Annotated in this window: 9 protein-coding genes and 2 pseudogenes; 7 read left to right on the forward strand and 4 right to left on the reverse strand. The window is 68.3% G+C overall.

What is annotated here, in order from left to right; genetic code table 11:
• From VIU94_RS01310 to VIU94_RS01330, 5 genes and pseudogenes are all read left to right on the forward strand, one after another.
• Positions 1 to 107, forward strand: a pseudogene (locus VIU94_RS01310) (response regulator transcription factor); the annotation flags it as partial.
• Positions 108 to 340: 233 nt separating this feature from the next.
• Positions 341 to 571, forward strand: a complete 231-nt coding sequence (locus VIU94_RS01315; RefSeq protein ID WP_331906579.1) for a hypothetical protein — start codon at positions 341 to 343, stop codon at positions 569 to 571.
• Positions 571 to 1,224, forward strand: a complete 654-nt coding sequence (locus VIU94_RS01320) for a pilus assembly protein TadG-related protein (protein WP_331906581.1) — start codon at positions 571 to 573, stop codon at positions 1,222 to 1,224. Before VIU94_RS01315 ends, VIU94_RS01320 begins: the two co-directional genes overlap by 1 nt.
• 27 nt (positions 1,225 to 1,251) lie before the next feature.
• Complete coding sequence (locus VIU94_RS01325) at positions 1,252 to 1,848, forward strand: hypothetical protein (RefSeq protein ID WP_331906583.1); 597 nt, start codon at positions 1,252 to 1,254, stop codon at positions 1,846 to 1,848.
• Positions 1,848 to 2,486, forward strand: coding sequence for an OmpA family protein (locus VIU94_RS01330; RefSeq protein ID WP_331906585.1), 639 nt, complete (start codon positions 1,848 to 1,850; stop codon positions 2,484 to 2,486). Before VIU94_RS01325 ends, VIU94_RS01330 begins: the two co-directional genes overlap by 1 nt.
• An 81-nt stretch (positions 2,487 to 2,567) precedes the next feature.
• Here the strand turns inward: VIU94_RS01330 and VIU94_RS01335 are convergent, their stop codons facing one another.
• The 4 genes from VIU94_RS01335 to VIU94_RS01350 form a co-directional block, all read right to left on the reverse strand.
• Complete coding sequence (locus tag VIU94_RS01335) at positions 2,568 to 2,852, reverse strand: PIN domain-containing protein (protein WP_331906587.1); 285 nt, start codon at positions 2,850 to 2,852, stop codon at positions 2,568 to 2,570.
• Between the two features lie 102 nt (positions 2,853 to 2,954).
• On the reverse strand, positions 2,955 to 3,227 hold the full coding sequence (locus VIU94_RS01340) for a hypothetical protein (RefSeq protein ID WP_331906589.1): 273 nt from the start codon (positions 3,225 to 3,227) through the stop codon (positions 2,955 to 2,957).
• Between the two features lie 6 nt (positions 3,228 to 3,233).
• Positions 3,234 to 3,425 carry a hypothetical protein gene (locus VIU94_RS01345; RefSeq protein WP_331906591.1) on the reverse strand — a complete coding sequence of 64 codons (192 nt, stop codon included), beginning with the start codon at positions 3,423 to 3,425 and terminating at the stop codon, positions 3,234 to 3,236.
• A gap of 11 nt (positions 3,426 to 3,436) precedes the next feature.
• Positions 3,437 to 4,288, reverse strand: coding sequence for a helix-turn-helix domain-containing protein (locus VIU94_RS01350; protein WP_331906593.1), 852 nt, complete (start codon positions 4,286 to 4,288; stop codon positions 3,437 to 3,439).
• A gap of 327 nt (positions 4,289 to 4,615) precedes the next feature.
• On the opposite strand from VIU94_RS01350, the gene VIU94_RS01355 reads away from it, so the two are divergent.
• Together VIU94_RS01355 and VIU94_RS01360 are read left to right on the forward strand one after the other, a co-directional pair.
• Positions 4,616 to 5,122 carry an ATP-binding protein gene (locus VIU94_RS01355; protein ID WP_331906595.1) on the forward strand — a complete coding sequence of 169 codons (507 nt, stop codon included), beginning with the start codon at positions 4,616 to 4,618 and terminating at the stop codon, positions 5,120 to 5,122.
• A 237-nt stretch (positions 5,123 to 5,359) separates the two neighbouring features.
• Positions 5,360 to 6,244: pseudogene (locus VIU94_RS01360) on the forward strand (hypothetical protein); the annotation flags it as partial.

Below are 6,244 nucleotides of genomic sequence, written 5' to 3' on the forward strand. Positions count from 1 at the left end.
AGAACCACATCAACCGCATCTTCGCCAAGCTCAACGCCGGCAGCCGTGGCGAGGCCATCGCCATCTGGCACGGCATTGCGCGAGGAGGTGCGTCCCGCCATGTCTGAGCGCGCCACGTCTCTGGGCCTGGGCCTCCAGGCCTATGCGAACGAGCACAGGGCCCAATCCCTGCGTTGGGACCGGAGTTGGGCCCTGGGGCCCATGTCCGAGGGTGTTGCCCCGGCGTACGTTTCTCATGTCGAAAGCGAGACCGGCCAGGAGGAAGCCGGAAGCGCGAACGGCACGAAGACTTACGCAGAGTCGGCCGATCATCGGTCGGCCGAATCCCGAGGGGAACATCATGAACGACGTCATGCTGAAGGCCGCCACCACCACCAAGGTCTACGTCGGCTCCTGGGTGGACACCCGCGTCGACGCCCTGCAGAAGAAGCGCGACCGGGGTCAGGGCGCGATGGAGTACGTCGGCATCACGATCCTCGTGGTGGCGATCCTCGCGGCGCTGCTCTCCACCGACATGGGCAAGACCATCTCCGAGAAGTTCAAGGAGAAGATCAACAGCGTCATCAAGTAATGCGACGCTTCCACCGCGAGGCAGGGCAGGCCGCACCGCTGTACATCGCAGCGGTGGTCGGCCTGCTCTTTCTCGCGTTGATGTTCTTCGCGTTCGGTCAGGCGGATGTCAGCCGTAACAAGACGCAGACGGCGGCCGACGCCGCCGCGCTGGCTGCGGCCCAGGAATCCCGGGACGACCTCGACGACGCACTCCGCGAACACATCATCGCCCGTGACGTGGCGTGGCTGGCGGCTCTGTTCGCCAACGGCAACGTGCCTGAGCGCAAGGACGGCTGCTGGGGCTCGCCCCGCTTCGCCCGTGCCAACGACGCCGAGCAGCTTCGCTGCAACAAGCTGTGGGACGGCCGTTGGGGCGTCACGGTGGATGTCAGGGCGAAGAAGCCGGTGGGCAAGTCCATCGTCGAGGGGACCGAGAGGGAGCACGCGGAATCCAAGGCCACGGCCGTGGTCGAGTTCCGCTGCACCTTCGAGCCCCCCGAGACGGGCAAGCCCGAGGACGGGGACGACGACGACAAGGGCAAGGGCAACGACAAGCTGCCCACCCTTGGTGGTCTCGAGTGTGACGGCAAGGACTGGGAGATCGACCCAGGCAATCTAGACCTCCTTCCGGGCATGGCGGACCTGTTCAACGTCCGTCTGGCCGAGGACTGACCGCGAGGAAGCAAAGGAACACCATTCATGAGCATTCGGCATGTGAGGACGACGCGTCGAGCCGGCGCAGCCGCCCTGTTGGCGGCGGCCCTGGCCTTCTCGCTGACGGCCTGCGGCGGCGATGACGGGACCGGGAAGGAGAACACCGGTTCGTCCTCGTCCTCGGGGACCGGAAAGGACCAGCCCTCCAAGGGGGGCGACGGCAAGACCTATCCGGACAAGAGCAAGGTGCTCGGCACCTTCAAGGGGCCGAAGGGCGTCGACCTCATCGTCTACGGGGCGAAGAGGGACAGCGGCGGCTTCCTCACGATCTCCGGCGAGTTCAAGAACACCGGCACCGAGGACTTCACGGTCCCGATCGGCTGGCAGGGCCTGGAGCAGGACGTGGCCATGCACGGTCGTTCGCTGGGCGCCATGACGCTGGTGGACTCCAAGGAGAAGAAGCGCTACTACGTGCTTCGTGACACCGACAACCGCCCGCTGACGACGACCGACTACGCGGACCCGATCAAGGCCAACACCTCGGTCGAGATCTTCGCGCAGTTCCCGGCCCCGCCGACCTCGACCACCGAGATCGGCATCCAGTTCCCCGGCTTCGCCACCGGCACGATTGAGATCTCCTGATGACCGTGACCCTGACCCGTACCCGGCGAACCGCCGTGCGCGCGGCCGGTGTCGCCATCACTGGAGCGCTCGCCTTCGGATTCCTCACGCCGAATGCTCTGGCCGACGAGAACCCCTACCCGTCCGCGTCCGCCGCGCCGCCGATGAAGATCGACGCGAACGACCCCGACCTCAAGCTCCCGGAGGGCGGCACGCTCGCGCCCGCCAAGGTGCTCGACATCAAGTCCGTCGTCGAGGACCTCGAGGGCAACGAGCGTCGCGAGGACACGAACGAGACCATCAAGTTCGCGCTCCAGGCGGAGGTGCTCTTCGGCAAGGACAGCGCCAAGCTGTCCTCCGCCGCGAACTCCCGCATCGCCGCCATCGCCGCCGAGATCAAGAAGCAGGACGCGAAGAAGGTCCGCGTGTTCGGCTTCACCGACAACCTCGGCTCCTCGGCCCACGGCGACGTGCTGTCCAAGCAGCGCGCCGAGGCCGTGCACACCGTGCTGGCGAAGGAGCTCGCCTCCGCCGGGATCACGTACGAGATCCGCGGCTACGGCGAGCAGTACCCGATCGCCGACAACAGCACGGAAGAGGGCCGGAAGAAGAACCGCCGCGTGGAGGTCTCCTTCCAGCGCGCCGCAAGCGGCTCGTAGCCACACCACGTACGACGCGCGGGGCCGCTGCCGGGACTGATCCCGGCAGCGGCCCCGTCGCGTTGTCTGCGTGCAGGGCCTTCAAACGCCTTCGACGTGCACGCGGCTGCCGCACAGCTTGGTCATGTCGTCGACATCCGACGTGAAGATGATCCGGGGCCCGGAGTGACTGAGGGGAGCGGTCGCCGCGACAATGGCGTCGATGGGGTACTTGTGCCCGTGCAGGTTCGCGTTGCGGAGCAGGTCGATGGAGCTCCAGGTGAGGGACTCCGTTACCGGCAGCACTTCGAGCCGTGACACGTACCAGCGGAAGTGGGCGGCCTCATCCTGATCCGGACCGGCCTCGACGACCGTCGCGCCGCTCACCGCGACCAACAGGTCCTCGCCCAGCGCGGCCTACAAGAAGGCGGTGAGTTCCGGGTCTGCGCGTACGTCTTGTGAAGCCAGCACGTGTCGAGCAGCAGAACCTCACGGCTCGGCCGCCCGTCCGGCCGCGCCGCCCCGTCCTCCGCCGCGGCGCGCGCCCGCGCCGTACGGATCCGCCCCAGTGGCGCGGTCCTGCATCGCCTGAGGCACCGCTCCGTGCTCCCGCGTGTTCGCCAGGATGACCTCGTCCAGCGCCTCGCGCTGCATCCGTCGCTCGACGCCACCGCGTACGTACGCCTCGAACCCGCTCGTCCCCACGCGCTCCTTCACGGCAGCGATCAACCTGGCCGGCATGGAGACGTCGGCTTTCCGCATGGTGTCCTACAGCAGGTGGTCCGCCTTGCCGGCCTTGATCTCCAGGATGAGGTTGCGGAGGGCCTCGCGGGTGTCGGTGAGGGGGGTGTCCTCCTGGCCGGCGACGGCGATGTAGCCGTTGCCGGTCTCGTCGACGCCGAGGCGGAAGCAGGAGTTGCCCTCGCCGCAGAATGGTTCGTCCCACCTGATGCGCTGCATGAGGGCCCTCCTCAGAGTTGTCGTGCAATGCCGCGGATGAAGTCCCGGGTGGCGCTCGGCGTCAGTGCGATCCGCTCCATCCAGTCCAGGTGTGCACGGTACTTCGCCAACTGGGCGTCCGAGTACAGGAAATCGGGCCCGTGTGAGTTGTCGATCTGGACGGTGTCGAGCTGGGGGACGGGCCCTTCGGCGCACAGGACTGTTTGGCCGGCCCCGGGGAACGCGCCGGCCGAGAACGGGATCGCGCGCAGCGTGATCTCGCTCTGCTCGGACTTCTTCAGGAGGTGGTCCAACTGGGCTCGGGCCACGCTCCGACCGCCGAACTGCATGCGCAACGCCGCCTCGTGGACAATGCCCGTGTACGGCGTGGGATTGTGTCGTTCCAGGACTTGTTGCCGTTCGACGCGATGCGCCAAGCGCAACGCGACCTCGTGTTCGGGTAGTTGTGGCACCACGACGCGGAAGACGGCCAGGGCGTGGTCGGAGGTCTGGAGCAGGCCGGGGATGTGTACGGCGTAGGCGGCGCGCATCCGTACGGCATGGGCCTCCAGCTCGGCGATGTCGGCGAGGCCCTGCGGCAAGGTGTCGCGATAGCGCTCCCACCAGCCCCGCTGGCGGGGGTGGGCCATCTCGGCCAGGGCGTCCACGAACTTGTCGTCCGTGCACGCGCAGTGGGAGGCCAGTGTGCGGACTCGGTCGGGGTTAATCGCCCGCGAACCGGACTCGATGTTGGAGATCTTCCCCCGGTCGACACCGAGCAGCTCCGCTGCGAGCTCGGCCGAGACGCCGGCCCCGGTCCGCAACTTGCGCACCTCGAACCCGAGTCGCTTCTGGCGTTCCGTGGGCGACGTCCTCGCTGACATGGCGTTCCTTCCGCGTGCGGTCGTGTGCAGTCTGCCGCCTGCATGCGCGGCGGAGCCACGAAAGGGTTCATTTTCCAGAAGCGACGGGATCAATTTACCCCGCTGCCCTACATTGAGTGTCGCACTGCTCACGTCGGGTGACTTCGTCGCGGAAGTGCATCACGCGGTCCTGCCCGCAGCCTCCTGCCCTGGGAGGGGTGTGGCCGCGTCAGGGAGACATGCCACCGCCCGTCACCACACCCGCCGTCGAGCCACTCGTGCGCGCCCACGCGACGACGAAGAGAGCTGAACGCGTACCAACCGACCGTCACCGCAAGGGAGTCCGTCATGGCGTCGCCGATCACTCGTGCCGCATTCCGTACCGTCCTCTGCCCGGTCAAGCCGCCGCCGCCCCGCGCGGGCGGCGGCGGGGCTGGGCTGTCGTACAGCCTCACCGTTCCCGGCGAACCGCGCAGCGCGGGTCTCGCGCGGGCGGTCGTGAGATCCGTGCTGGACGCGCACGGCCTGCGGTCCTTCATCGTTCCCGTCGAGCTCGCGGTCAGCGAACTGGTCGGAATCGCAGTCCGGTTGAGCCCCGGTGAGGACCTTTACCTGTCCCTGCGTCGGAGGGCGGGAGAGGGGGGTGCCGCTGACGCCGACGCCCTTCGGATCGTGCTGTGGGACCGGCACCCGCGGCATCGGGACCCGGACGCCGAGAGTGTCTGCGTCGCGCGCCGCAGGCGTGCACTTTGGCTGCTCGCGGCCGTGGTGGACGACTGGGGCGGGGAGTGGGGCTTCGGCGACGCACAGCCTCCGCACCGCGGGAAGCGGTCGTGGGTGGTGCTGCCCCGCTGAGACTCCGTCGATGTCTGCGGGTGCCAAGGTCTTGGCGGTCTTGGCGGTTGCAATGCATGTGCCTCAGTGCGTTGAGGGCGGCGGCTGGAATCAGCGCACGAACAACCCTTCGACGTGCGAATCCCCTGGGTCGCGCAAGCGCTCGCTAGGCCCGCGATTGGGCCCATGGGCCTATGTGCGTTAGCAAATTGCCTGGCTAGTGTCGTGGTCATGTCTGACAGGGGTGGGGCTTCGGGGATGGGCGGCATGTGGCCGCCGGGCGGCGCGGGTGCGTCGGTCGGCGGCCGCGGGCGGACGGGCATGCCGCGGTGGTTGGTATGGGCGCGGGCGGGGTTGTTCGCGCAGGCGGGCTTGTCGCTCCTGGGGGTGCTGGCGGTCTGGCTGGGGGTGGGCGAGATGTCGGCCCGCCTGGCGGGGGCGCTGGTGTTCGCGGCGCTGCCCGCTGTGCTCGGGTTGGTGCTGTGCCGGGTCATGTGGAAGCGGGGCGGCTGGATTCCCTGGCTGGTTCTGGGAGTTCAGGCGTGCTGGTTCTGGCGGTCGCTGGGTTTCCTGGCGGACGGGTCGTGGCGGGGTGTCACGCAGCTCTTGCTGCCGGCGGCCATCGCCTGGCTCGTCACCCGGCCGCAGGTGCGGGAGTGGTTCGCTCTCGCACGTGAAGACCGGGCCGTGCGGCCGGAGTTCTCGCTGCCGCACATGATGACGTGGCGGCGTGACCGGGGTCAGTCGTCGACCGAGTACGTCGGGATGCTGATTGTGGTCGTGGCGGTGATCGGCAGTCTGCTGACGGCCGGTTTCACCACCGAGATCGGGAGCTCCTTCCGCGCTGCGGTCTGCCGCGTGATCGGTGCGGCCTGCGGCGATGCCGATGCAGGCGGCGACGAGGCCGGCAGTTCGCAGTCGGACGGCCGGACTGACCCCACGAACACCTCGCCACAGGACGAGCCGCAGCCCGATTCGCGGCCGGGGCCGAAGAAGCCGGAGAAGGAAGACCGGAACGCCCTGGAGAAGGGGCTCGACTGGTTCAAGGACGAGGTGGTCGACCCGGTCGCGGACACCGCCGAGGAGTTCGGCGGCGGCGTCAAGGACAAGTTCGTCGAGGAGTACGTCGACGGACCCAAGCAG

Source organism: Streptomyces sp., assembly GCF_036566765.1.
GTDB lineage: Bacteria > Actinomycetota > Actinomycetes > Streptomycetales > Streptomycetaceae > Streptomyces.